At 61.0% G+C, this 24,122-nt stretch carries 22 protein-coding genes; 10 read left to right on the top strand and 12 right to left on the bottom strand.

Going from position 1 to position 24,122, the window contains the following annotated elements:
- Positions 1–38: 38 nt before the first annotated feature.
- Entirely contained in the window at positions 39–290 is a 252-nt protein-coding gene (locus PS14A_RS23895) for a YfhL family 4Fe-4S dicluster ferredoxin (protein ID WP_003195146.1), read from the top strand.
- Positions 291–414: 124 nt separating this feature from the next.
- On the opposite strand, the gene PS14A_RS23900 is transcribed toward PS14A_RS23895, so the two are convergent.
- From PS14A_RS23900 to PS14A_RS23910, 3 genes are read right to left on the bottom strand one after another with little or no spacing between them, the layout of a single operon-like run.
- Positions 415–738 carry a multidrug transporter gene (locus PS14A_RS23900; RefSeq protein ID WP_076564452.1) on the bottom strand — a complete coding sequence of 108 codons (324 nt, stop codon included), beginning with the start codon at positions 736–738 and terminating at the stop codon, positions 415–417.
- Positions 739–794: 56 nt separating this feature from the next.
- The gene (gene mutM, locus PS14A_RS23905; RefSeq protein WP_016772703.1) at positions 795–1,607 is read right to left on the bottom strand and encodes a bifunctional DNA-formamidopyrimidine glycosylase/DNA-(apurinic or apyrimidinic site) lyase; all 813 of its coding nucleotides are present in this window, start codon (positions 1,605–1,607) and stop codon (positions 795–797) included.
- A gap of 12 nt (positions 1,608–1,619) precedes the next feature.
- A complete protein-coding gene (locus PS14A_RS23910) occupies positions 1,620–2,432 on the bottom strand; it encodes an HDOD domain-containing protein (RefSeq protein ID WP_161984078.1) in 813 nt (270 codons plus the stop codon).
- A gap of 228 nt (positions 2,433–2,660) precedes the next feature.
- On the opposite strand from PS14A_RS23910, the gene PS14A_RS23915 reads away from it, so the two are divergent.
- The 6 genes from PS14A_RS23915 to ilvD all read left to right on the top strand — a co-directional run bounded on the left by PS14A_RS23915 (position 2,661) and on the right by ilvD (position 10,379).
- Entirely contained in the window at positions 2,661–3,200 is a 540-nt protein-coding gene (locus PS14A_RS23915; protein WP_071172203.1) for a type 1 glutamine amidotransferase domain-containing protein, read from the top strand.
- 161 nt (positions 3,201–3,361) lie between these two features.
- Positions 3,362–4,558 (top strand): class I SAM-dependent rRNA methyltransferase, encoded by a 1,197-nt coding sequence (locus tag PS14A_RS23920; RefSeq protein WP_137214323.1) that lies wholly within the window; start codon positions 3,362–3,364, stop codon positions 4,556–4,558.
- A 450-nt stretch (positions 4,559–5,008) separates the two neighbouring features.
- Positions 5,009–6,082: a SagB family peptide dehydrogenase gene (locus tag PS14A_RS23925; protein ID WP_212617370.1), complete on the top strand. Its 1,074-nt coding sequence runs from the start codon at positions 5,009–5,011 to the stop codon at positions 6,080–6,082.
- Positions 6,079–7,056 carry a diiron oxygenase gene (locus PS14A_RS23930; RefSeq protein WP_130911245.1) on the top strand — a complete coding sequence of 326 codons (978 nt, stop codon included), beginning with the start codon at positions 6,079–6,081 and terminating at the stop codon, positions 7,054–7,056. The genes PS14A_RS23925 and PS14A_RS23930 overlap by 4 nt, the downstream gene beginning before the upstream one ends.
- Complete coding sequence (locus PS14A_RS23935) at positions 7,049–8,281, top strand: multidrug effflux MFS transporter (RefSeq protein WP_212617371.1); 1,233 nt, start codon at positions 7,049–7,051, stop codon at positions 8,279–8,281. The genes PS14A_RS23930 and PS14A_RS23935 overlap by 8 nt, the downstream gene beginning before the upstream one ends.
- A 256-nt stretch (positions 8,282–8,537) precedes the next feature.
- Positions 8,538–10,379 carry a dihydroxy-acid dehydratase gene (ilvD, locus tag PS14A_RS23940; protein ID WP_137214326.1) on the top strand — a complete coding sequence of 614 codons (1,842 nt, stop codon included), beginning with the start codon at positions 8,538–8,540 and terminating at the stop codon, positions 10,377–10,379.
- 191 nt (positions 10,380–10,570) lie between these two features.
- Here the strand turns inward: ilvD and PS14A_RS23945 are convergent, their stop codons facing one another.
- Positions 10,571–11,626: a haloacid dehalogenase-like hydrolase gene (locus tag PS14A_RS23945; RefSeq protein WP_212617372.1), complete on the bottom strand. Its 1,056-nt coding sequence runs from the start codon at positions 11,624–11,626 to the stop codon at positions 10,571–10,573.
- 239 nt (positions 11,627–11,865) lie between these two features.
- Between PS14A_RS23945 and PS14A_RS23950 the strand changes: the two genes are divergently transcribed.
- Positions 11,866–13,254, top strand: coding sequence for an L-cystine transporter (locus PS14A_RS23950; RefSeq protein WP_130911249.1), 1,389 nt, complete (start codon positions 11,866–11,868; stop codon positions 13,252–13,254).
- Between the two features lie 101 nt (positions 13,255–13,355).
- Here the strand turns inward: PS14A_RS23950 and PS14A_RS23955 are convergent, their stop codons facing one another.
- Complete coding sequence (locus PS14A_RS23955) at positions 13,356–13,874, bottom strand: dihydrofolate reductase (protein ID WP_212617373.1); 519 nt, start codon at positions 13,872–13,874, stop codon at positions 13,356–13,358.
- Between the two features lie 85 nt (positions 13,875–13,959).
- On the opposite strand from PS14A_RS23955, the gene PS14A_RS23960 reads away from it, so the two are divergent.
- Positions 13,960–15,333, top strand: coding sequence for a DUF2868 domain-containing protein (locus PS14A_RS23960; RefSeq protein ID WP_212617374.1), 1,374 nt, complete (start codon positions 13,960–13,962; stop codon positions 15,331–15,333).
- Positions 15,326–16,702 carry a GTPase/DUF3482 domain-containing protein gene (locus PS14A_RS23965; protein WP_212617375.1) on the top strand — a complete coding sequence of 459 codons (1,377 nt, stop codon included), beginning with the start codon at positions 15,326–15,328 and terminating at the stop codon, positions 16,700–16,702. Before PS14A_RS23960 ends, PS14A_RS23965 begins: the two co-directional genes overlap by 8 nt.
- A gap of 12 nt (positions 16,703–16,714) precedes the next feature.
- Here PS14A_RS23965 and PS14A_RS23970 read toward each other — a convergent pair whose 3' ends face one another.
- From PS14A_RS23970 to PS14A_RS24000, 7 genes are all read right to left on the bottom strand, one after another.
- Positions 16,715–17,245: a hypothetical protein gene (locus PS14A_RS23970; RefSeq protein WP_212617376.1), complete on the bottom strand. Its 531-nt coding sequence runs from the start codon at positions 17,243–17,245 to the stop codon at positions 16,715–16,717.
- A 118-nt stretch (positions 17,246–17,363) separates the two neighbouring features.
- On the bottom strand, positions 17,364–17,915 hold the full coding sequence (locus PS14A_RS23975) for a phosphonate degradation HD-domain oxygenase (RefSeq protein WP_212617377.1): 552 nt from the start codon (positions 17,913–17,915) through the stop codon (positions 17,364–17,366).
- A complete protein-coding gene (locus PS14A_RS23980; protein WP_212617378.1) occupies positions 17,912–19,045 on the bottom strand; it encodes a TIGR03364 family FAD-dependent oxidoreductase in 1,134 nt (377 codons plus the stop codon). Before PS14A_RS23980 ends, PS14A_RS23975 begins: the two co-directional genes overlap by 4 nt.
- 118 nt (positions 19,046–19,163) lie before the next feature.
- Positions 19,164–20,189, bottom strand: coding sequence for a putative 2-aminoethylphosphonate ABC transporter substrate-binding protein (locus PS14A_RS23985; RefSeq protein WP_056786284.1), 1,026 nt, complete (start codon positions 20,187–20,189; stop codon positions 19,164–19,166).
- A 26-nt stretch (positions 20,190–20,215) separates the two neighbouring features.
- Complete coding sequence (locus PS14A_RS23990; RefSeq protein WP_212617379.1) at positions 20,216–21,940, bottom strand: putative 2-aminoethylphosphonate ABC transporter permease subunit; 1,725 nt, start codon at positions 21,938–21,940, stop codon at positions 20,216–20,218.
- Positions 21,940–23,016: a putative 2-aminoethylphosphonate ABC transporter ATP-binding protein gene (locus PS14A_RS23995; RefSeq protein WP_212617380.1), complete on the bottom strand. Its 1,077-nt coding sequence runs from the start codon at positions 23,014–23,016 to the stop codon at positions 21,940–21,942. Before PS14A_RS23995 ends, PS14A_RS23990 begins: the two co-directional genes overlap by 1 nt.
- A gap of 234 nt (positions 23,017–23,250) precedes the next feature.
- Positions 23,251–24,114 (bottom strand): LysR family transcriptional regulator, encoded by an 864-nt coding sequence (locus tag PS14A_RS24000; RefSeq protein ID WP_212617381.1) that lies wholly within the window; start codon positions 24,112–24,114, stop codon positions 23,251–23,253.
- Between the last annotated feature and the right edge of the window lie 8 nt (positions 24,115–24,122).

Below are 24,122 nucleotides of genomic sequence, written 5' to 3' on the forward strand. Positions count from 1 at the left end.
TTATAGCGCCCGGGCCTGCCGCCCCGGCTGGAGTTAGCATGTCCCTGATCATCACCGACGATTGCATCAACTGCGACGTCTGCGAACCCGAGTGCCCGAACGCCGCCATTTCCCAAGGCGAAGAGATCTACGTGATCGACCCGAACCTGTGCACCCAGTGCGTCGGCCACTACGACGAGCCGCAGTGCCAGCAGGTCTGCCCGGTGGATTGCATTCCACTGGACGAAGCCCATCCGGAGACTGAAGAACAGTTGATGGAGAAGTACCGCAAGATCACCGGCAAGGCCTGATCTCTTCAGCCCTGTACCGCCCTCTTCGCGAGCAAGCTCGCTCCCACATTTGCAATGCATTCCCCTGTGGGAGCGAGCCTGCTCGCGAATGGGCCATCAGCCACACCACTGAAACCCGATCAGCTCACTCGCGCTGCTCAAACCCCTCCCCTGTACACCCCAGACACCGCACAAACGCCGCTTTCGCCGGGTCGACCACCAGCGCCTGACCGGCATCGCCAACACCGCCGCCCAGTGCGGTAAACGGCAACGACACCACGAACGCCCCCGCACCGATCACCGTGGCCACCACCAGCAAGGGCCGGGCAATCAGCAGGTCGCCAAGCATGGCGTAGGCCGGGGGATTCTGGATGGTGTAACGCGGATCACCGCTGCCGGTTTCCGAGGCCTGAACGGCCAGGCTGGAACACAACAGCAGCGTGACGAAGAAGACTTGCAGGACTTTCATGGCACGATCCTTCGGGCTGAGCAGTGAGACTTCTCACTATAGACCGAAGGATTTCTTCAGGTCTGGCAGCGCGGGCAAAACACGCTGGCGCGCTGACCGAGCTTCACTTCGCGCAGGCCGGTGCCGCAGACCTTGCAATGCTGACCACCGCGGCCGTAGACAAACAGTTCCTGCTGGAAATAGCCCGGCTGTCCATCTCCGCCAATGAAATCGCGCAACGTCGTGCCGCCACGCTCGATGGCGGCAGCAAGGATGCGTTTGATCTCGATCGCCAGTTTCAAGTAACGCCCGCGGGAGATGCCCCCGGCTTCGCGGCGCGGATCGATGCCGGCGGCGAACAGCGCTTCGGTCGCGTAGATATTGCCGACCCCGACCACCACCGCGTTGTCCATGATGAACGGCTTGACCGCCATCGAGCGCCCACGTGACAGCTGGAACAGGCGCTCGCCATCGAACAGATCGGTCAGCGGCTCCGGCCCGAGGCGAATCAACAGTTCGTGATTGAGCGGGTCGTTGCTCCACAGCATCGCACCGAAGCGTCGCGGGTCGGTGTAGCGCAGGGCCAGTCCCGATTCCAGTTCAATGTCGACGTGTTCGTGCTTCAACGCCGGCAACCCGGCCTCGACCAGGCGCAGATTGCCGGACATGCCCAGATGGCTGATCAGCGTGCCGATCTCGGCGTTGATCAAAAGGTACTTGGCGCGGCGCTCGACCAGCACGATGCGCTGCCCGGACAAACGCACATCGAGGTCTTCGGGGATCGGCCAGCGCAGGCGCCGGTCGCGGACGATGACCCGGCTGACCCGCTGGCCTTCCAGGTGCGGGGCAATTCCGCGACGGGTGGTTTCGACTTCCGGCAGTTCAGGCATGGTGTCCTCGGATCAATGCGCGCCGAGGTCGCGAATCGTTTGTTTGAGTGTTTCGAAGTCGTAGTCCGACAGACCGACGTAATCGAGCACCAGCGGGCCAACCGCATTCCACTCGAAATCCTCGCTCTGGTTGCCCAGCACCCGGTAGGAGGCGCAGATGTGCTCGGCCATTTTCAGAATCGCCAGCAAGTTTTTCAGCTGGCTGTTTTTCGACGATTCGTCGCTGAAAATCGCCAGCGCGTTGTGGTGATTGGCGATGGCGGCGCTGACATGCTCCGGCAGGCGCCAGGACTTGGCGGTGTAGTAACCGACCACGGCGTGGTTGGTGTTGAACACACGGTTTTCCGTATCGACCACGCGGCATTCCGGGCTGGCGCTGGCGTAGGCCTCTTCCAGCACGGTCATGTAATTGGGGAAACGCTGCAGCATCAATGGCACGCCGCAATCGTGGAACAGGCCCAACGCATAGGCTTCGTCACCGGCCTGGGTGCCGATGCGCTTGGCCAGGGTCAGGCAGGTCATCGCCACATCCTGCGCGGTGTCCCAGAAACGGTTGAGGGTGACGATGGTGTCATCGTTCATCTCGCCCTTGATCGACTGCGCGTTGATCAGGTTGATGATCGAACGGCTGCCCAACAGGTTCACCGCACGCTGGATCGAGGTGATCTTGTTGCTCAGGCCGTAATACGGCGAGTTGACGATCTTCAAAAGCGCGCCGGACAGACCGGGATCCTGGGAGATCAGTTTGGCGATCACCTCCAGGTCCGGGTCGGGCATGTACTGCTCCATTTGCAGATCCACCATGATCTGCGGTTGCGCCGGCACACTGATGCCTTGCAGCGATTGTTGAATCTGTTCGGTGGTCAGCTCTTGGGACATAAGTACACACTCTGGGACAGGCGGCGATTCTAACCGCTGAAACGGCAGGGCGACACACCGATGGGCACATCGCCGGAACTTTCATCTGTGCACAGGCTTCGGACTCTGTAGGGCGCATCGGACCTCAACGGTTCGCTGCGAAGGCAAAATCTCCACAGACTCAGGAGCTTACCGATGGCAACTTCCCTCAATGGCAAACGCGTCGCTATTTTGGTTACCGATGGTTTCGAACAGGTCGAAATGACCGGCCCCAAGGATGCCCTCGAGCAGGCCGGCGTGCAGGTCGATATCCTCTCGGCCGAGGCCGGCACCGTCAAAGGCTGGAACCATGACAAACCGGCCGACGACTTCCCCGTCACCAACACCTTCCAGGCTGTGAGCGTCGATCAATACGATGCCGTGCTGCTGCCCGGCGGTGTGCAGAATTCCGACACCATCCGTATCGATCAGGATGCTCAGCATCTGGTCAAGACTGCCGCTTCGGCGGGCAAGCCGATTGCCGTGATCTGCCACGGCAGCTGGTTGCTGATCTCGGCGGGACTGGTCAACGGCAAGACCATGACCAGCTACAAGACGGTCAAAGACGATCTGGTCAATGCCGGGGTCAACTGGGTCGACCAGGAAGTGGTCAAGGACGGTAACCTGATCAGCAGCCGCCAGCCGGATGATGTGCCGGCGTTCAGTCAGGCCCTGATTGACGCACTGGCTGCGTAACCGCCGAAATCCTTTCGCGAGCAGGCTCGCTCCCACAGGTGAATGCATTCCAAGTGTGGGAGCGAGCCTGCTCGCGAAGGGGCCATCCGCTTTTCATCGCAGGCCAGACCGGAGCACGCCTCAACACGCTATACTCCCGCTCTTTTTTCCGGAGCGACGTCATGTCCCTGCCTAGCCTGCGCCTCAAAGCCAACGCCGACCGTCGCCTGCGCAACGGCCACTTGTGGGTCTACAGCAACGAAATCGACGTGGCCGCCACGCCTCTGCACGGCTTCAAGGCCGGCGATCAGGCGGTGCTCGAAGCCGCTGGCGGCAAGCCGTTGGGCATCGTCGCCATGAGCCCGAACAACCTGATCTGCGCGCGCCTGCTGTCGCGCGACATCAAACTGGCACTGGACAAGTCGCTGCTGGTGCATCGCCTGAATGTCGCACTTTCGTTGCGCGAGCGTCTGTTCGACAAGCCGTTCTATCGTCTGGTCTACGGCGACTCCGACCTGCTGCCGGGTCTGGTGGTCGATCGTTTCGGCGACATCATCGTGGTGCAGATCGCCTCGGCGACCATGGAAGCGCATAAAGACGACGTGATCGCCGCGTTGACCCAGGTGCTCAAGCCAAGCGGCATTCTGTTCAAGAACGACTCCGCCGCCCGCGACGCCGAAGGCCTCAACCGTTACGTCGAAACCGTGTTCGGTCTGGTGCCGGAATGGGTCGCGCTGGAAGAGAACGGCGTCAAGTTCGAAGCGCCGGTCATTCAAGGCCAGAAAACCGGCTGGTTCTACGACCACCGCATGAACCGCGCGCGCCTGGCACCTTACGCCAAAGGCAAACGCGTGCTCGACCTCTATAGCTACATCGGTGGCTGGGGCGTGCAGGCCGCTGCGTTCGGCGCCAGCGAAGTGTTCTGCGTCGACGCCTCTGCGTTCGCCCTTGACGGTGTCGAGCGCAACGCTGCACTGAACGGCTTCGCGGACAAGATGACCTGCATCGAAGGCGATGTCTTCGAAGCCTTGAAGGAACTCAAAGCCAGCGAAGAACGTTTCGACGTAATCGTTGCCGATCCGCCGGCCTTCATCAAACGCAAGAAAGACATGAAGAACGGCGAAGGCGCCTACCGTCGTCTGAACGAGCAAGCCATGCGCCTGCTGACCAAGGACGGCATTCTGGTCAGCGCTTCGTGCTCCATGCACCTGCCTGAAGACGATCTGCAGAACATCCTGCTGACCAGCGCCCGTCATCTGGACCGCAACATCCAGATGCTCGAACGTGGCGGCCAGGGTCCGGATCATCCGGTGCATCCGGCCATTGCTGAAACCCGCTATATCAAAAGCATCACCTGCCGTCTGCTGCCCAATAGCTGATTGCGGTTGAACACGGGGAGCCACAGGCTCCCCGTTTCATTTGCGACGCCCTTCCCTCGCTTATTCACACTCACCATGAGTGCTAGAAACTTTTCCTACAATAATTTCCGTCGGCTTTGCAGGACGTTTCTTTGTGTCCGCTATTTATGGAAAATTAACCTACACAATAAGTCATTAGCACAAGATCACTCCGACAAAATTACTGGAATATTCCTACTTAATATCCTCTTGCCAATATTCGATTACAAACTATTATGAAGTTGTCGCCATGAAGCGACTTCAACTTTCTATGAACAAGGAGTTCACATCATGAAAACCATTTATCTGGAAACAAATAAAATCGCCAACCTCGCCTTTCTGGTTGCAGCCAACGTACGTTAAGTAAGTCTGGACGCCGCAGAATGCCGGCACTGCGGCGTCCTTCAGACTACTCCTGAGTGACCTGAACAAATGTATATCAATCCTTTTCTATTTATATTGCCGCGCCCACCTGGCCAAGTTGTGTGGAATTACAAAAACCACACTCAACACGAGCTTGGCCTTGAATACTCCAATCGCCTCGCGAAACTTATAGACAACCCTGACCTTTTTGACCCAGGCAACATAATAGACAAACAACTTCTGGACGCAGACATTCTAACCATTGCAAAAATAGACAGCCCGGAATGGGGTTGGGATGAACTATCCAGGATCTATCACATCGGCACACAAAATATTCCTTGTGAGTATATTCCACAGAACATTCACGAGTGGTCGAGGCAATATCTGGCGCATTGCAGCGAAGTGCTGGCAAAGCCGGAACCTGCACACTCCAGGTCGCCGCAGCCTGTGGAGGCGCTCATCTCCCTGCCTGCGCCGGGCGCCGTCAACGATGACAGCCTGACTGGGGCATTGCTCAAGCGCAAAACCTGCCGTTCCTACACCGGTGCGGCGGTGACACTGGACGAGGTGGGCAAGCTGCTGTATTTCACCCTCGGCTATCTGCCACCGCGCGAAAATGCCCACGATGATCCTGTCGCGCCAGGACTCGAGGCCCGCCGAAGCTGCCCGTCCGGTGGCGGACTGAATGCCTGTGAGGGCTTTCTTCTGGCGCAGAATGTCAGCGGGCTGGAACCCGGCGTCTACGCTTACCACCCTGCCGAACACGCTCTGAGTCGGATCAATGCGCTGCCCGATCCGCAACTGGGTCAATTGCTCGGTGGCCAGCATTTCGTCAATAACCTGCCGCTGGGCGTCTTCATTACTGCAAGGTTTGATCGTCTCTGGTGGAAGTACGAGCACTCACGCGCCTACCGCATGGCATTCATCGAGGCCGGCCATCTCTCGCAGACATTTCAACTGGTCGCAACAACGCTGGGGCTCAATACCTGGCTGACCGGCGCGTTCGCCGACGCGCAGGTTGAAACCCTGCTCGGCATCGCGGGCAGCGCCGAGCAACCGTTGTTCTTCGTCGGCTGCGGAGAAAGCGATGGCCAGGCCATGTGCCAGGAAATGCGTGATCTGCTCAGCGGGGTAGCGTCATGATTTCCCCGACGATGGATGAGAGCGAAGCGCCGGTTTCATGGTCGCTCAAATTTACCCTTCCAGACTGGGACAACCGTGCATCGGTGCGCTGCAGTACCCATGACTATCGACTACCAGGCGATGTCGAGCAGCAACTGCAGACACGCTACTGGTTCCCCCCGGCGTTTCTGCCCTATCTGACGCACCCGGCCATTCAGGCCAAGGGTCGGGACACCCTGCATCGCCTGACGGCCAATCATCTGGTGTACTTCCTCGACTACACCACCCTGCTTGAACACCGCATCGTCAACCGCGCAGTGGAAGTCATCGTGCATCGCGAACTGCCCATCTACATTCCGCTGCCGATGAAACATGCAGCGCTGCAGCTGTATACCGACGAGGGCTATCACGCGTTGTTTTCCAACCAGATTGCCGAGCAGATCGCCGCGTTCTACAGCATCACCCGGCGCCCCGTCATTCCGAGGCGGATCACCCGCATGAACGCCTTGATCGCGCGCACGCCGGAGAAGAACCGCGCACTGGCCTGGTTCCTGCTTGGGTTCGTTTCGGAAACGATCATTGCCCGTGAGTTGCTGGAGGCCTGCCGCGATACTTTGGTCAGCAGCGTGAACGACATGTTGCGCGATCACCTGGCCGACGAAGCCAGGCACAGCCGCTATTTCGCCGAAGCTTTCCATTATTTCTGGATCGCGATGAACAGTCGCCAGCGGTTGTTCGCCAGCAAGACGCTGGTGGAGATCATTTCGATTTTCTTTGAAGCCGATGAAAGCTGGCTGCAACAAAGCCTGCGCTCGGCCGGTATTGCCGATAGCGACGCGCTCGAGATTGTCGCCGGCATGACCACGATGCAGGCCAGGCGCGCCCGCGCCCGTGCTGGCTCCAGGCCCACGCTTGAAGCCCTGCACAAAGCAGGTTTTTTTGCACTGCCTCATAACCGGACACTTTTCGCCAAGGCAGGATTGATCGATGGATAAACACAACCCTGTAGTTACCCGTCGACAACAGCGCGCAGCCGTCAGCCTGCTGCTGGCGATGACCCTGCTTGGCGTGTTTCCACTGGATGTGCTGCTGCCTTCCTTTCCGGCATTGGCAGCACATTTTGGCCGATCGCCAAACGACATCGCCCTGTCGATCAGTCTGTTTGCCGTGGGCATCGCATTTGCCCAGCTATTGATCGGCCCGTTGTCCGATGTGATCGGGCGCAAAGGTCTGCTGCTTGCCGGCATGAGCGTGTCGCTGCTCGGCGCGCTTGGCTGCGCGCTGAGCAATGACTACACGCTGTTCCTGATTTTCCGGGTGATGCAGGCACTGGGATGCGGTTGCTTCGTGCTGTCCCAGGCTCTGGTGCAGGATCTGTTCGAAGGCAACGAGCGCGATCGCCTGCGAATCCTGATGGTCACCGCAACAGGCATCTTCATTTCGGTATCGCCACTGGCGGGTACGTTTCTGCAAGCCACGCTCGGCTGGCGCGGCAGCTTCTGGGTCTTCATCGCCCTGGCCGCAGCAGTTCTGATCAAGACCTGGCGATTGCTCGATAACAGCCGTCCTCCTCATGATCCTAGCCGCCTTGGCTTCCTCCAGTCCTATCAGCGCGTCCTGAGCAATTTCGAATTTGTCGGCTGTTGGCTGATTTCCGCCTTCGCTTTCGCCTGCCACTTTTCCTTCATTGTCATTTCGCCGCTGATCTTCATGGAGCAGCTGCAGATGGCACCTTACGATTTCGCCTTGATCCTGCTGATCTACGGCGCCGCCTATGTGTTTGGCGGCCTGTTCGCCAGCGTGCTGAATCGGCATATCAATGCGCAACAGCAGATTCTCACCGGGCTGAGTCTGATCCTGCTCTCGGGGCTGGTGATGCTCTATCTGGCGGCCAATCATGATCTGTCAGCGGCGACGGTGCTGATTCCAATGCTGATCTGCACGGTAGGCACGACCATTTCAAGACCACCGGCCACCTCCCGCGCCATGAGCCTGTTCGCCGAAAATGCCGGCGCATCGGCGTCCGCCGGCAGCACCATCATCTTTATCTGTGGCGGGCTGGTCAGCGCCTTGATCAGCCTCGGCCCGGCCAACCTGCAGGCGACATTGGGTTACGGCTTCGTGGTGTTGAGCGGCGTATCGCTGTTGCTCAACAGCGTGATAGGCCGTCGCGTCAGCAACCTGCGCAGCAATCCGGTGATGCCGGGAGGCGACCACTGATCCTGCCAGTCGTCATCCCGCGTGCCTCTTCAGCGGGGGAACAACGCTTTGCGCCATTCCCTCGCGGCGTCAGCGGTGTAGAATCGCCTCATTCATCGCCATTCATCCCCGGCGGGTTTATGAGCTCAGGCTGAGACCAGCGGCGATCCCGCAACGTCATCGGCAGCTTCCGGACACACGGCCATTTTTCGGGTGTTTCAGAGGTCAACAGAAGCTCACTCCCCTTTAGTACGTGATTAGCCGCCCGGAGTGCTCCATGCCAGATTACCGCTCGAAAACATCCACCCACGGCCGCAACATGGCCGGCGCCCGCGCACTGTGGCGTGCCACCGGCATGAAAGATGACGACTTCAAGAAGCCGATCATCGCCATCGCCAACTCGTTCACCCAGTTCGTCCCGGGGCATGTGCACCTGAAGGACCTGGGTCAACTGGTCGCCCGCGAAATCGAACGCGCCGGTGGCGTGGCCAAGGAATTCAACACCATCGCCGTCGATGACGGCATCGCCATGGGCCACGACGGCATGCTGTATTCGCTGCCGAGCCGCGAGATCATCGCCGACTCCGTCGAATACATGGTCAATGCCCACTGCGCCGACGCCATCGTGTGCATTTCCAACTGCGACAAGATCACCCCGGGCATGCTGATGGCCGCGCTGCGCCTGAACATCCCGGTGATCTTCGTTTCCGGTGGCCCGATGGAAGCCGGCAAGACCAAACTCGCTTCCCACGGTCTCGACCTCGTCGACGCCATGGTCATCGCCGCCGACTCCAGCGCTTCTGACGAGAAAGTCGCCGAGTACGAGCGTAGCGCCTGTCCGACCTGCGGTTCGTGCTCCGGCATGTTCACCGCCAACTCGATGAACTGCCTGACCGAAGCACTGGGTCTGGCCTTGCCGGGCAACGGTTCGACTCTGGCCACCCACAGCGACCGCGAACAGCTGTTCCTCCAGGCCGGGCGCACCATCGTCGAGCTGTGCAAGCGTTACTACGGCGAGGACGATGACTCCGTTCTGCCGCGCAACATCGCCAACTTCAAGGCGTTCGAGAACGCGATGATGCTCGACATCGCCATGGGCGGTTCGACCAACACCATCCTGCACTTGCTCGCAGCCGCCCAGGAAGCCGAGATCGATTTCGACCTGCGCGACATCGACCGTCTCTCGCGCAGCGTGCCGCAGCTGTGCAAAGTCGCACCGAACATCCAGAAGTACCACATGGAAGACGTGCACCGCGCCGGCGGCATTTTCAGCATCCTCGGTTCGCTGGCCCGCGGCGGCCTGCTGCACACCGACTTGCCGACCGTGCACAGCCGCAGCATGGAAGAAGCCATCGCCAAGTGGGACATCACCCAGACCAGCGATGAAGCGGTGCATCACTTCTTCAAGGCAGGTCCTGCGGGCATTCCGACCCAGACCGCATTCAGCCAGTCGACCCGTTGGGAAACCCTCGACGACGACCGTGAAAACGGCTGCATCCGCAGCTTCGAGCACGCCTATTCGCAAGAAGGCGGCCTCGCCGTGCTGTACGGCAACATCGCGTTGGACGGTTGCGTGGTGAAAACCGCCGGGGTTGATGAGTCGATCCACGTCTTCGAAGGCAACGCGAAAATCTTCGAAAGCCAGGACAGCGCCGTGCGCGGCATCCTCGCCGACGAAGTGAAGGAAGGCGACATCGTCATCATTCGCTACGAAGGCCCGAAAGGCGGCCCGGGCATGCAGGAAATGCTCTACCCGACGTCCTACCTGAAATCCAAAGGTCTGGGCAAAGCCTGTGCGCTGCTCACCGACGGGCGTTTCTCCGGCGGTACTTCCGGCCTGTCGATCGGCCACGCTTCGCCAGAGGCTGCGGCCGGTGGCGCGATCGGTCTGGTGCAGGATGGCGACAAGGTGCTGATCGACATTCCGAACCGCTCGATCAACCTGTTGGTCAGCGACGAAGAACTGGCGGCACGCCGCGCCGAGCAGGACAAGAAAGGCTGGAAACCGGTCGAGGTGCGCCCACGCAAAGTGACCACCGCCCTCAAGGCCTACGCCCTGCTGGCGACCAGTGCCGACAAGGGTGCTGTGCGCAACAAGGCGATGCTCGACGGGCTGTAAGGCTTAACCGTCGTACAAAAAAATGCCCCGCCATGTGCGGGGCATTCTTTTGTCTGGCCAAAATCCGAAACTCACCGAAAATCAAACTGTGGGAGCGAGCCTGCTCGCGAATGCGGTATGTCAGAAACGGAGAGGGTGGCTGACATTACGCTTTCGCGAGCAGGCTCGCTCCCACCTTGAATCGGGGTGGCTTACTGGATTTCCTCAGGCTTGACGATCACCCAGTTCTTGTCCGCCGTCACCGGCAAGCCTTCCTTGGCCTGCGCCGCCGCGTGCTTGGCCATCATGCCGTTGATTTGCGTCAGGTACTTGACCTTGCGGTTGATCCACAAGTGAATGCCGCCCTTGGCCACGTCGACATCGTGGAACAGCATGTAGCCGTCGCTGGTCGGGGTATCGCCACCGACCAGTACCGGTTTTTTCCATTCATCGATATAGGTCAGGATCGCCGCGTGCTTGCCGGCCATCCACGTTGCCGGGGTCCACAGGTAAGGCGTCAGCTCCAGGCCGAGGTTGGCCTTCTCGTCATATTTGCCGGCAGTGATCTGTTTGCGCGCGGTGGTCAGCTCGCCGGTCTTCTGATCCTTGAGCAGCAGTGAAACGCCGATGACGTTCTGCGGTTTGACGTTGTAGCCGTACTTGGGATCCGCCGCGACCATGCGCACCAGTTCCTCTGAGGCGGCGGTCATTACGTAGACCTCGATGCCGTTCTCCATCAGCTTGTTATACAGCTCCTGCTGGCCGGTGAAGATCTTCGGCGGATTGACGTCGAGTTTCTTCACCACATCGCCTTCGTAATACGTCGCCGGCACCGGTTTGCCCGAAGCCATCAACTCGTCGACGTAGCCCTTGAGCTCCTTGAGGGTGAAGCCGGAGAACACCTGCGCCACCCATGGGTAGCAAACCATGTCGTCGACTTCGCAGAGCCGGTAGTAATAACTGAACAGGCTTTCCTTGTGCTCGGCGGTATCCTTGAAGGGCATCAGTTTCAGCGACGGATCGAGCTTGTCACGGGTGATCAGGCCCTTGTTTTCCATGAACGGCAGCAAGGATTCTTCGAGGTCGTAGCGGTAACTGGTGTTGTCCATGTCGAACACCGCGTAATTACCCTTGTTGGCGTTGGCGGCAATCATTGCGTCCAGCGCCTTGGCCTGATCTGCCGGCCAATGCTTGAGGTCCGTGGCAAATGCCTGGCCGGCGAGGCCAGCCGCCAGTGCAACAGCCAACAACGTGCGTGCAATTCTCATAGCGCTACTCCCCGATGCAAAGAGTTCGACGCTAACAAATCAGTGTGACAACCCTCACCTGTCAGCGACCGCCTGCGTCCCCTGCGCGCCAGTTGCATTGCCGACAACGACACGCTCTTATTCCAAAAACGACGGACGCCCTGCCATTTCGTTATTAAATCATTGCAAATCAAGCTGTTAGGCTTGCCTGTTCGCAGCAGCCCCGGATGGCTGTTGGCACAGTCTTTTCTGGAGTCCTCATGAATCTACCGCTGATTCTCAACCTGCTGGTGTTCCTCGCCCTGCTCTTCGGCCTGGCGCAAACCCGCCACACGACCTGGAGCCTGGCGAAAAAAGTCCTGCTTGCACTGATCCTCGGCGTGGCGTTCGGCGTAGCGCTGCACACGATTTACGGCGCCGGCAACCCGGTGCTGAAAGCCTCGATCGGCTGGTTCGATCTGGTCGGCAACGGTTACGTGCAGTTGCTGCAAATGATCGTGATCCCGCTGGTGTTTGCTTCGATCCTCAGCGCCGTGGCACGCCTGCACAACGCTTCGTCGCTGGGCAAAATCAGTTTCCTGACCATCGGCACGCTGCTGTTCACCACCGCCATCGCGGCGTTGATCGGCATCGGCCTGACCAACCTGTTCGGCCTCAGCGCTGAAGGTCTGGTCGCCGGCACTCAGGAAATGGCGCGCCTGCAAACCATTCAGAACGACTACGCCGGCAAGGTCGCAGACCTCAATGTGCCGCAACTGCTGCTGTCGTTCATTCCGCAGAACCCGTTCGCCGACCTGGCCCGGGCCAAGCCGACCTCGATCATCAGTGTGGTGATCTTCGCCGCGTTCCTCGGGGTCGCCGCACTGCAACTGCTCAAGGACGACGTCGAGAAAGGTCAGAAAGTGATCAACGCCATCGACACCCTGCAAGCCTGGGTGATGCGTCTGGTGCGTCTGGTGATGAAGCTGACCCCGTACGGTGTGCTGGCGCTGATGACCAAAGTGGTCGCCGGCTCCAACCTGCAAGACATCATCAAGCTCGGCAGTTTCGTCGTGGTGTCGTATATCGGCCTGGGGCTGATGTTCGTGGTGCACGGCGTGCTGGTTTCGGCCGCCGGGATCAACCCGCTGCGTTTCTTCCGCAAGATCTGGCCGGTGCTGACGTTTGCTTTCACCAGCCGCTCCAGCGCAGCGACCATTCCGTTGAGCATCGAAGCGCAGACCCGTCGTCTGGGCATTCCGTCGTCGGTCGCCAGTTTCGCTGCCTCGTTCGGCGCAACGATTGGCCAGAACGGTTGCGCCGGTCTCTATCCGGCAATGTTGGCAGTGATGGTGGCACCAACGGTCGGCATCAACCCGCTGGATCCGCTGTGGATCGCGACACTGGTAGCGATTGTCACGTTGAGCTCGGCCGGTGTCGCCGGAGTTGGCGGCGGCGCAACGTTCGCCGCCCTGATCGTGCTGCCGGCGATGGGCTTGCCGGTGTCACTGGTGGCACTGCTGATTTCGGTCGAGCCGCTGATCGATATGGGTCGCACCGCGTTGAACGTGAGTGGCTCGATTACCGCTGGGGCGATAACCAGTCAGGTCATGCAGCAGACGGATAAAGCGCTGCTGGATGCCGATGAACACGCGCAGCTAGTCAGCTGAAGCTGCAAGCTGCAAGCTGCAAGCTGCAAGCTGCAAGCTGCAAGCTGCAAGCCAAGAGCCAAGAGCCAATCAGCTTTTACTTGCAGCTTGCAGCTTGAGGCTTAAAGCTGCTTTTTCTCCCAGACTTCGAAGTTGTACGCGGGTTTATCTTCAACCGCCGGATTTTCAACATTCGACACCAGTTTCCACTGGTGCACATCAAACTCCGGAAACCACGCATCCCCTTGCGGGCTCAGCGCCACGCGGGTCAGGTACAGCCGATCGGCCTGCGCCAGCCCTTGCGCATACAACTGCGCGCCGCCAATCAGCATCAGTTCATCAACGTCCTGGGCTTCCGCCCACTCCTCGGCGCGGGCCACGGCGGCTTCCAGCGACGGATAGACCTCGGCGCCTTCGAGTTGCAGATCAGGCTGGCGGCTGACCACGATGTTCAAGCGCCCCGGCAGCGGCCGGCCGAGCGAATCCCAGGTCTTGCGGCCCATGATGATCGGCTTGCCGAGCGTGGTCGCCTTGAAGTATTTGAAGTCCCCCGGCAGGTGCCAGGGCATGCTGTTGTCGACGCCGATCACGCGGTTTTCACCGAGGGCTGCGATCAGGCTGAGGGGCAGTGATTTAGTCATGCCGGCGAGGATACCAGAGCCGCGCTTACCCCGATAAGCGCCACAGCGGTTATGCTCAGCGCTCGATTTAGCGACGGGACGCCGCGTGACTGAACTGACTCCACTGCAAAACCTCTGGCTCACCGAAACCATCCGCCTGCGCGAAGAACACGCGGGGCCGCTGGATGATCTGGAAGCCAATCGTCTGGCCCGCACCGCTGGCGGCGATCTGCCGAGCCGCATTGCGCGCCGGGCGCTATGGCTGGCCGAGCGCGACGGACTGACCGCCGCGCTCAGGCACTGGCTGCAAGGCGCGCGCCTGGCGCTGGTGCTGTTGATGATTTTCGCCGTGCTCAGCGGCGCCGGCCTGGCCTTCGCCGCGCTCGGGCAGACGCCGGTGAATGTGTTCTGGGCCTTGGGCAGTCTGCTCGGGATCAATTTGATTTTGCTACTGAGCTGGGCGCTGGGCTTGGTCTTCGCTGGCGAGCACGGCGCCAGCCTTGGGCGCTTGTGGCTGTGGCTCAGCGAAAAATTCGCCCGCGACGCCAAAGCCGCGCAACTGGCGCCGGCCCTGCTGTTGTTGCTGCAACGCAAGAAACTCAACCGCTGGGCACTCGGCGCGTTGGTCAATGGCTTGTGGCTGCTGGCAATGCTCAGCGCGCTGATCCTGCTGCTGACGCTGATGGCCACGCGGCGCTACGGCTTTGTCTGGGAAACCACGATCCTCGGCGCCGACACTTTCATCCACGTCACCCAGGCCCTTGGCTATCTGCCGTCGCTGCTCGGCTTCAACGTGCCGACCGAGGAAATGATCCGCGCCAGCGGCGACGGTGCCCTCGACATCGAAAGCGCACGACAGGCCTGGGCGACCTGGCTGGTCGGTGTGCTGGTGGTCTACGGCGTGCTGCCGCGCCTGCTGCTCGCGCTGTTGTGCCTGTGGCGCTGGAACAGCGGCAAAGCCGCGCTGCGCCTGGATCTGAATCTGCCCGGCTACGCGCAACTGCGCGAACGGTTGATGCCAACCAGCGAACGCCTCGGCGTCAACGACCCGGAGCCGGCGCAACTGCATCGCGTCGAAAGCAACGTCGGCGAACTCGCCAGTGAAGGCGCGCTGCTGGTGGCGATCGAGTTGGACGAACAGCGCCCATGGCCACCCGCGCTGCCGAAAAACGTCAGCAACGCAGGCATCCTCGACAGTCGCGAATCGCGGCACAAACTGCTCGAACAACTCAGTCGCTTCCCGCCGGCGCGGCTGGCCATCGCTTGCGATCCACGACGTTCGCCGGATCGCGGCAGCCTCGCATTGATCGCCGAACTCGCGCGCAACGCCGGCGCCACTCGGATCTGGCTGCTGCAAGCGCCGCCTGGCCAAGCGCTGGACGGGCAACGTCTGGGTGACTGGCACGCGGCGCTGCAACAGTTGGACTTGCCGTTTGCCGATTGCGCGCCGATGAACTGGCTGGAGAGCGGACATGACTGATGCACGCAAAGCCCCGCTGAAACTTGCGGTGGTAGGCCACACCAACGTCGGCAAGACCTCGCTGCTGCGCACGCTGACCCGCGATGTCGGCTTCGGCGAAGTCTCGCATCGGCCGAGTACCACCCGGCATGTCGAAGGCGCGCGGTTGTCGGTGGATGGCGAGCCGTTGCTCGATCTGTACGACACGCCGGGGCTGGAAGATGCGATCGCCCTGCTGGATTTTCTCGAGCGTCTGGAACGCCCCGGCGAACGTCTCGACGGCCCGGCGCGGCTGGCGCGGTTTCTCGACGGCAGCGAGGCGCGCCAGCGTTTCGAACAGGAAGCCAAGGTACTGCGGCAGTTGCTCGCCTCCGACGCCGGTCTGTATGTGATCGACGCCCGTGAACCGGTGCTGGCCAAGTACCGCGACGAACTGGAAGTGCTCGCCAGTTGCGGCAAGCCGCTGCTGCCGGTGCTGAATTTCGTCAGCAGCGCCAACCATCGCGAACCCGATTGGCGCGAGGCGCTGGCGCGGCTGGGGCTACATGCGCTGGTACGTTTCGACAGCGTCGCACCGCCCGAGGATGGCGAGCGGCGCTTGTACGAAAGCCTCGCCCTGCTATTGGAAAACGCCCGGCCGCAGCTGGAGCGGTTGATCGCCGACCAGCAGGCGCAGCGCCTCGCGCGCCAGCAAAGTGCCGCGCGCCTGATTGCCGAATTGCTGATCGATTGCGCCGCGTGCCGGCGCAGTGTGGTCAGCGAAGCCGAGCAGGAACAGCAGGCGATCAGCGAACTGCGCAAAGCTGTACGCCAGCGTGAGCAGAAGTGCGTTGAGGCGCTGCTCAAGCTCTACGCGTTTCGCCCGCAGGACGCGGCGGCCAGTGACTTGCCGTTGCTCGACGGGCGCTGGGGCGATGACCTGTTCAATCCGGAAACCCTGAAACAACTCGGCGTGCGCGTCGGCGGCGGCGTTGCTGCCGGTGCGGCGGCCGGGGCTGGCGTGGATTTACTGGTCGGCGGGATTACTCTCGGCGCAGCGGCACTGGCCGGCGCGATTGCCGGTGGCGCGCTGCAAACGGCGCGCAGTTATGGCAGTCGCCTGCTCGGCAAGATCAAAGGCCAGCGGGAATTGACCGTGGATGACGCCGTGCTGCGCCTGTTGGCGTTGCGCCAGCGCCAGTTGTTGCTGGCACTCGATCAGCGTGGGCATGCGGCGATGGACAGCATTCAGGTGGCCACGCCTGTGGATAAAACCTGGCGCGAAGGCAAGTTGCCCGAGGCCTTGGGCAAGGCCCGGGCGCATCCGCAGTGGTCGTCGCTCAATCCGCAGGCGAAGTTGAACCAGGCGCAAAGGCAGGAGCAGATTGTGGCGCTGGCGGAACAGATCTGATGCGGCGGATCATCAGCGCCATTTGAATTTTACGTAACTGGTACTCAGCTGCGAAACAAGCTTGCGATCCACGGCATCCTGATCACCATCGTTATCCACATCGAAACTGATGATCCAGTCCAGCGTTCCATCATTGTCGGTGTCGTAGTGGGAGGCGGTGTAGACGATGGTGTTGTCCTGAGGTTTGCCGGTGCCCTCGTGGAAATGCAGGCGCACCGTGTCCGGTGAACCGTCCTTGGCGAAATCCTCTGTGAAAATCTTCAGATACCGGTCCCAGGTATTACCACGATTGAACCAGTTGAGTTGCAGGTAGGTGTTGGCAAATGACTTGAGCAGGCGCTCGTCCTTGATATCTTCCTTGCCGTCGGAGTTTGCATCGCCGGCCTGGAAATCGACTTTTCCATCGGCGGTGATATCCAGTGCATAGGCGCGGTGCACGAGCGCGTCTTCAGCGCCGCTGCTTTCCTCGAAAAAATGCAGGAGCACGGTATCAGCTCTGTTGTTGGTACTCCGATCTTGGGCGGTTACTTTCAAATAACGCATACAGGTCAGTCTCGTGAGATGAGCGGACAATCAACCTAGCCCGTCCGTGCCGGATTATCTGCACGATTGTTCTTTTTATACCGTAGGACAATTCATCCGCACCGACCTTGCCTGTCTCTCAAGACAAAACGGCGCAGGCCTTGCGCTTCAGCACCGCAAGATCCATCACCGGCACTGCCTCCTTTTTGGCCAACTCATCCCAGCGCCGCATGCGCAAACTCAGCGCACACAACGGATCAGCCTCGAACGCATCCGCCTCAGCCGCGCTCATTACCCCGCCCTGATATTCCAGCGTGCGCCGACTCGCCTCACTCAACCGCGCGTAATAGCCCGGCTCGCGCAAGGTCAGATAGCGTTTGGCCTGAACGTGATATTCCACAAGTCGCGCCAGCCGTTCGCTGAAACCTGCCTCACGCAGATAATCCGCACCGAGCCGTTCATGGCTGACCACGCCATAACCGCCCATGTTTTCCGCGCCCTCGGCACACAAATGGCCGATGTCATGAAAGAACGTCGCCAGCACCACTTCATCGTCACAGCCTTCAGCCATGGCCAGTTCTGCGGCCTGGGACATGTGCTCGAGCTGCGACACCGGTTCGCCGATGTAATCGCTGGCGCCGAAGCGTTCATACAGGCCGAACACCCGGGCGATCACCTGTTCGTGATTCATGCCTCCTCCAGTAACTGCGCGATGTTGCGTTCCGCCAGCGCCGGGCCGACGCTCATGCCGACGCCGGTGTGCATCAGCGCCACGCTCAGGCCCGGTGCCGGACGCAGGAATGAAAACGGCGCCGGCCCGCGAGAACCATAGACGCCCTGCCAGCGTTCGACCACTTGCACCTGGCAGCCCAGGGTCTGCTCGGCGAGTTCGAGCATCCAGTTGTCGACCTGTTCGGCATTGAACGGTGACGCATCGCTGCCGTAATGATGCGAATCGCCGATGATCAACTCACCATACGGCGTCGGGCTGATCAGCAGGTGAATGCCGTTGGCGTGCAGGTGCGGTTGTTCACGGAGAATCTGCGCCTGCACCGCTGCGGCTTGCGGCAAATCGGCGAAGGCGCCGTAGTGCACGCAGCTCAGGCCGGTGAGCACGGCGTGTTGCAGGTTCAACTCGATGCTTGGTCTGGCGCGGAGCATTTGCAGACGACAGATCTGCGGATTGAGCGCAGCAATCGGCTCGGCCAGCAGGGTCTGATAATCGTGGCCGGAGCAGACGATGATCTGCTTGCCGGTAAAACTGCCAGCGGTGCTGTGCAGACGCCCCGGCTCGACGTCGCGCACCAGCGTGGAAAAGTGAAACTCGACGCCGAGGTCACGGCGCAAGTAGTCGATCAGCGCCGGAATCGCTTCGCGCGAGTACAACTGCTGATCATCGACACCGTGCAGCGCGGCGCGGTGATGGCTGAACTGGCCGCCATACAGATCACGCAACGCTGCGCCGCGCAGCAGCTCGACGTTGTAGCCATGCTCGACCGCGCGGCCGGCGCAGAAGGCTTCGAGCAGGTGTTCTTCGGCCTCGCTGCGGGCGAACAGGTAGGAGCCGTTGCGCTTGACCTGCAGGCCGGCAAGTTGCGCCCAGTCGCCCCATATCTCGCGGCTGGCCTTGGCCAGTTCGAGCATGATGCCGGGCGGCTGACCGGTCACCAGCGCCTGGCCGAAGTTGCGCACCGAAGCGCCGAGGGGCGTGGCGGTGCGTTCGAATACCGCGACTTTCAGGCCGCGTTTGGCGGCGGCATAGGCGTGGGACAGACCGAGGATGCCGGCGCCGATGATGAGCAGGTCTTTGGGTTGTGTCATGTAGAGGTGCTCTGAATGAGAAACCGCTTTCGCGAGCAGGCTCGCTCCCACAGGGGACAGCATTGCAACTGTGGGAGCGAGCCTGCTCGCGAAGGGGCCTTGTCTGTCGATAAAGATCTTACTTGGCGACAACTTTCTCGGACTTGCCGTCATACCGCTTGCGCCATTCAGCCAGGATCTCGTCGCGATTCTTCGAGGCCCAGGCAAAGTCGTTCTTGATCAGGCGCTGCTCATAGTCGGCTGGCAATTCGGTTTGCGGCTTGGCAATCCCCGGCTGCGCGAGCACGGCGAAGTTCTCCTTGTACAGATCCATCGCCTCGGCGCTGGCGGAGAAATCAGCGAGTTTCTTCGCCGCTTCTTCATGCGGTGTGCCTTTGATCACCGCTGTCGCTTCGATCTCCCAGCCCAGACCTTCCTTCGGCAGGATGATGTCCAGCGGCGCGCCCTGGCGTTTCAGCTGTACGGCTGGATATTCAAAGGAAATCCCGATCGGAAACTCCCCCGCCGCCGCCAATTTGCACGGCTTGGAACCAGAGTGGACGTACTGGCCGATGTTCTGGTGCAGGCCGTCCATATACGCCCAGCCCTGCTTCTCGCCGAAGGTTTGCAGCCAGGCGCTGACGTCAAGGAAACCGGTGCCGGACGACGCCGGGTTGGGCATGACGATCTTGCCCTTGTACTCAGGCTTGGTCAGGTCCTGCCAACTGATCGGTTTGCTCAGACCCTGCTTCTCAGCCTCAACGGTGTTGAAGCAAATGGTCGCGGCCCACACGTCCATGCCGACCCAGGCTGGCGGGTTGGCGGCGTCGCGGTAATTCGCGCCAATCTTGCCGAGATCCTTCGGTGCATAACTTTGGAGCATGCCTTGCTGGTCGAGAATTGCCAGGCTCGAAGCAGCCAGGCCCCACACCGCGTCAGCCTGCGGGCGCGCCTTTTCGGCGAGCAGTTTGGCGGTGATGATCCCGGTGGAATCGCGCACCCATTTGATCTCGACGTCCGGGTTGGCCTTTTCAAAAGCCTCCTTGTAGGACTTCAGTTGTTCGGCTTCGAGGGCGGTGTACACCGTCAACTCGGTTTTTGCCGCGAAGGCATTCAGGCTGAAAGTCGCGAGCACAGCAGCGGCCAGGGCCATAGGCTTGAACATGAGCGTTTTCCTGTAGGTGAGTTGAATCAGTGACCGGGCGCGTTTTGCCGCCAGGCTTGAGAACGGCGCAGCAAGCCGCGCGAAGCCCACGCCAGCAGCAGCGACACGCCGGCCGAAGTGAACAGAATCAGGGTCGACATTGCCGCCGCACCGCCAACGTTGCCGGCATCGTCCATGTTCAGCACCGCCACCGCCGCGAGAATGGTGTCGGGGCTGTAGAGGAAGATCGCGGCGGAAACCGTGGTCATCGCCGAGACGAACAGGTAGCGCACGATGTCCAGCAACGCCGGCAGGCAGATCGGCACGGTCACGCGCAGGTAATGCCGGTACAGCGGCGCCTTCAGCGACAGCGCGGCGGCTTCGAACTCGGCGTCGAGCTGGCGCAGCGCGGTGGTCGCGGTCATTTGTGCGGTGGTCAGATAGTGCGCGATGGTGCAGACGATCAGCAGCGTCATCGTCCCGTAGAGCACATGCAGCGGATTGCCGCTGAGGTTGAAGAAGAAGACATAGCCGAGACCCAGCACCAGCCCCGGCACTGCCATCGGCACGAAGCTGAGCATGCGCAAGGTCAGGTTCAAGCCGCGCTGGGTGCGGGTTTTCTCCATCAGATAGGCACCAGTGAAAATCAGTACGCTGCCAATCAGCGCGGTGCCCAGCGCCATCTTCAGACTGTTGCTGTAGGCGAGCCAGCCACCGCCGGCGGTTTCGTTGAACTGATAGTGGTTGAGCGACAGCGACAGGTTGTACGGCCAGAACTTCACCAGCGACGAAAACACCGCCATGCCGAACACCAGCAGCAGCGCGGCGCAAATCAGCAAAACGATCGCCAGATAGCAGCCGTCACGCAGCCTGGACGGCAGCGGCTTGAACACCTGCGCGCGTCCGCTCATCGAGTCACCATGGCGGCGACGCAACCACGCATCGACACCGAAACTGAACAGCGCCGGCAGTAACAGCACCATGCCGATCAACGCGCCGCGACCGAATTGCTGCTGACCGACCACGGCTTTATAGGCTTCCAGCGCCAACACCTGATAGTCGCCACCGACCACCACTGGCACACCGAAATCGGTGATGGTCAGGGTGAACACCAGACAGAACGCAGCGAATACCGCCTGACGGGTCGCCGGCCAGGTGATGCTGCGGAACGCCTTGGCCGGACTGGCACCCATGCTCGATGCGGCATCGAAAAGCCGCGCATCGGCCAGCGACAATGCCGAGAGCAAAATCATCAGGGCATGAGGAAAGGTGTAGATCACCTCGCCCAGCACAATGCCCCAGAACCCATAGATATTGTCCGAGAGCAGCCCACGCAGCATGCCTTGGTTGCCGAACAGATAGACCAGCGCAATTCCCGGCAGCATCGACGGCGCCATCAGCGGCAGCAGGGAGATCCCGCGCCAGATGCCTTTGCCAGGAATCAGCGTGCGTTGCAGCGCGTAGGCAAACAGGTAGGCCAGCGGTACAACAATGGCCGCAACGCTGAGGGACACTTTCAGGCTGTTGCCGAGCAGCCAATGGAAATTGGCACTGGTCACCAACTCCTTCGCCGCGAGCCAGCCACCGCCCTGCCCGGCGTCATTGCTGAAACCGCGCCAGAAGATCGCCAGCAACGGCAGCAGCACCGCGAGGCCGAGCAACACCAGCAGGAGGATTTTGCCGCCGAGCACGAACAGGCGATCGCCGATCTCGGCTTTCGAGGGCTGTCGCACCTGCTTGTGCGGTAGCGGCAGCGCGAGGTTGCTGTTCATCAGGCGAACACCTGCAAACTGCGCGGCGGCAAGGCGACCATGATTTGCTGGGCGCCGAGGCGCGGCATGGCTTCTGGTGCGAGTTCGGCGAGCAGCGCATGGCCCGGCAGTTGATCGAGTTCGAAGCTCATGCGGCAGCGGTTGCCGAGGAAAGTGATTTCGCGAACCTTGGCCGGGAACAGGTTCTCTTCGTGCACCAGCGGATTGACGTTGATCGCCTCCGGGCGGCAGAACAGTCGACCCGAAGCGCCGTGCACGCTGCCATCGGCCAGCCGCAGATTCATCCCGCCGACCTGGGCGTGACTGTCGCTGCTGCGCTGGAACGGCAGCCAGTTGCCCTGGCCGACAAACTCGGCCACGAACGGCGTGGCCGGGCGGTTGTAGATTTCCTGCGGCGTGGCGTACTGCTCGACGCGGCCGTTGTTCATCACCGCGATGCGATCGGCCCTCAACATCGCCTCGTCCTGATTGTGCGTGACCATCAGCGTGGTGATGCCGAGGTTGCGTTGCAGCTGACGCAGCTCGGTGCACAAGTGCTCGCGCACCCGCGCGTCGAGGGCCGACATCGGTTCGTCGAGCAACAGCAGCGACGGCGACGGCGCCAATGCGCGAGCGAGCGCTACACGCTGTTGCTGACCGCCGGACAATTGGCCTGGGTACTTTTTCTCACTGCCGGTGAGGCCCACCAGTTCCAGCATCTGACCGACACGCCGGCGCACTTCATCGCGCCCGCTGCCGGCGAGGCCGTAGGCAATGTTCGCCTCGACCGTCAGATTGGGAAACAGCGCGTAGGACTGGAACAGAATTCCGTAATCCCGCGCTTGCGGGGCAAGGTGCGAGACATCGCGATCGCCCAGGTACAACTCGCCGCTGTCCTGCCGCTCCAGACCGGCAATGCAGCGCAGCAGCGTGGTCTTGCCACAGCCCGACGGGCCGAGCAGGCACACCAGTTCGCCGGCGGCGACATCGAGGGAGACGTTGTCCAGCGCAGTGAACGCACCGAAACGCTTGTGCACGCCGCGCACTTTCATCGGCGCGCCGGGGTTGGTCAGGGCAGTTGCGATGGCAGGATTCATGGACGGACCTCAGCAAACGGATGAGGCCAATCCTAGAGTTGTAATGCGTCCGTCATGTGGCAGCGAGGCAAAAACGGCTGATAGTGGTATTCGGGGATTTTGGTTCAGATTGTGTTTTGCCTGGGCTGACGCCTTCGCGAGCAGGCTCGCTCCCACAGGGGATCGTGTTCACAACCCAAATCCAATGTGGGAGCGAGCCTGCTCGCGAAGAGGCCTTTTCAGACATTGAAGGTCTCATGCCGGAGACATCTCTTGTGCCAAGCCGAGAAACGCCGCCGGCAGACGCGCGCCCTTCCTCTCTTTGAGGCAATACAGATACTCCGGAATCTGCGGTGCATTCTCGATGGTCAGCACGCGCAGTTGTGGATCATGCGGCACTTCCTGCCGCGCGATGATGCTGATGCCGATATTGCGCAGCACCGCCTCGCGAATCGACTCTCGGCTGCCGATCTCCAGCAACGGCCCGAAGCTTACTCCGGCGCCGGCCAGCAACTCTTCGGTCAACCGCCGCGTGGTCGAACCCGGCTCGCGCATCAACAACGTATGCCCGGCCAGCGCATTCAACGTCACATGCTCAAGCGAGGCCAACGGATGATTGCGATGCACCGCCAGCACCAGCGGATCAGTGCCGAGCACCCGGCGAATCAACCGCGTATCGTCGAGCAGCTGCGACGACGCCGCGACATCCACGCGGTAATCCTCCAGCGCTTCCAGCACCTGCTGCGAGTTGCCGATTTCCACCGACACTTCCACCTGCGGCAAACGCTCGCGGAAGGTCTTCACCAGGTCGAGGATGTAATACGGCGCCGTCGCGGCAATGCGCAGCGTGCCCTGGACCTGCCCACTGTTGCGCAGGAAAAACTCGATGTCCGCCTCTTGCTGCAACAGGGTCTTGACCATCGGCAGCAGGCGCGCGCCTTCGTCGCTGACGCTCAGTCGGCGCCCGCCACGGTAGAACAACTCCACCGAATACTGGCTTTCCAGGTTACGAATCTGCGTGGTCACGGTCGGTTGGCTGAGGCCGAGTTTTTTCGCCGCCAGCGTGATGCTGCCCAGGCGGGCGACCATGTAAAACGCTTTCAGCTCGGCACTCAGCACACTCTTTC

This window comes from Pseudomonas sp. 14A, from assembly GCF_018132745.1.
GTDB lineage: Bacteria > Pseudomonadota > Gammaproteobacteria > Pseudomonadales > Pseudomonadaceae > Aquipseudomonas > Aquipseudomonas mercuritolerans.

What these genes read in the sequence shown, in the direction of transcription:
- PS14A_RS23895 (WP_003195146.1), top strand. Translation starts at nt 39, where the DNA reads ATGTCCCTGATCATCACCGACGATTGCATCAACTGCGACGTCTGCGAA.
- PS14A_RS23900 (WP_076564452.1), bottom strand. Translation starts at nt 738, where the DNA reads ATGAAAGTCCTGCAAGTCTTCTTCGTCACGCTGCTGTTGTGTTCCAGC.
- mutM (WP_016772703.1), bottom strand. Translation starts at nt 1,607, where the DNA reads ATGCCTGAACTGCCGGAAGTCGAAACCACCCGTCGCGGAATTGCCCCG.
- PS14A_RS23915 (WP_071172203.1), top strand. Translation starts at nt 2,661, where the DNA reads ATGGCAACTTCCCTCAATGGCAAACGCGTCGCTATTTTGGTTACCGAT.
- PS14A_RS23920 (WP_137214323.1), top strand. Translation starts at nt 3,362, where the DNA reads ATGTCCCTGCCTAGCCTGCGCCTCAAAGCCAACGCCGACCGTCGCCTG.
- PS14A_RS23925 (WP_212617370.1), top strand. Translation starts at nt 5,009, where the DNA reads ATGTATATCAATCCTTTTCTATTTATATTGCCGCGCCCACCTGGCCAA.
- PS14A_RS23930 (WP_130911245.1), top strand. Translation starts at nt 6,079, where the DNA reads ATGATTTCCCCGACGATGGATGAGAGCGAAGCGCCGGTTTCATGGTCG.
- PS14A_RS23935 (WP_212617371.1), top strand. Translation starts at nt 7,049, where the DNA reads ATGGATAAACACAACCCTGTAGTTACCCGTCGACAACAGCGCGCAGCC.
- ilvD (WP_137214326.1), top strand. Translation starts at nt 8,538, where the DNA reads ATGCCAGATTACCGCTCGAAAACATCCACCCACGGCCGCAACATGGCC.
- PS14A_RS23945 (WP_212617372.1), bottom strand. Translation starts at nt 11,626, where the DNA reads ATGAGAATTGCACGCACGTTGTTGGCTGTTGCACTGGCGGCTGGCCTC.
- PS14A_RS23950 (WP_130911249.1), top strand. Translation starts at nt 11,866, where the DNA reads ATGAATCTACCGCTGATTCTCAACCTGCTGGTGTTCCTCGCCCTGCTC.
- PS14A_RS23955 (WP_212617373.1), bottom strand. Translation starts at nt 13,874, where the DNA reads ATGACTAAATCACTGCCCCTCAGCCTGATCGCAGCCCTCGGTGAAAAC.
- PS14A_RS23965 (WP_212617375.1), top strand. Translation starts at nt 15,326, where the DNA reads ATGACTGATGCACGCAAAGCCCCGCTGAAACTTGCGGTGGTAGGCCAC.
- PS14A_RS23970 (WP_212617376.1), bottom strand. Translation starts at nt 17,245, where the DNA reads ATGCGTTATTTGAAAGTAACCGCCCAAGATCGGAGTACCAACAACAGA.
- PS14A_RS23975 (WP_212617377.1), bottom strand. Translation starts at nt 17,915, where the DNA reads ATGAATCACGAACAGGTGATCGCCCGGGTGTTCGGCCTGTATGAACGC.
- PS14A_RS23980 (WP_212617378.1), bottom strand. Translation starts at nt 19,045, where the DNA reads ATGACACAACCCAAAGACCTGCTCATCATCGGCGCCGGCATCCTCGGT.
- PS14A_RS23985 (WP_056786284.1), bottom strand. Translation starts at nt 20,189, where the DNA reads ATGTTCAAGCCTATGGCCCTGGCCGCTGCTGTGCTCGCGACTTTCAGC.
- PS14A_RS23990 (WP_212617379.1), bottom strand. Translation starts at nt 21,940, where the DNA reads ATGAACAGCAACCTCGCGCTGCCGCTACCGCACAAGCAGGTGCGACAG.
- PS14A_RS23995 (WP_212617380.1), bottom strand. Translation starts at nt 23,016, where the DNA reads ATGAATCCTGCCATCGCAACTGCCCTGACCAACCCCGGCGCGCCGATG.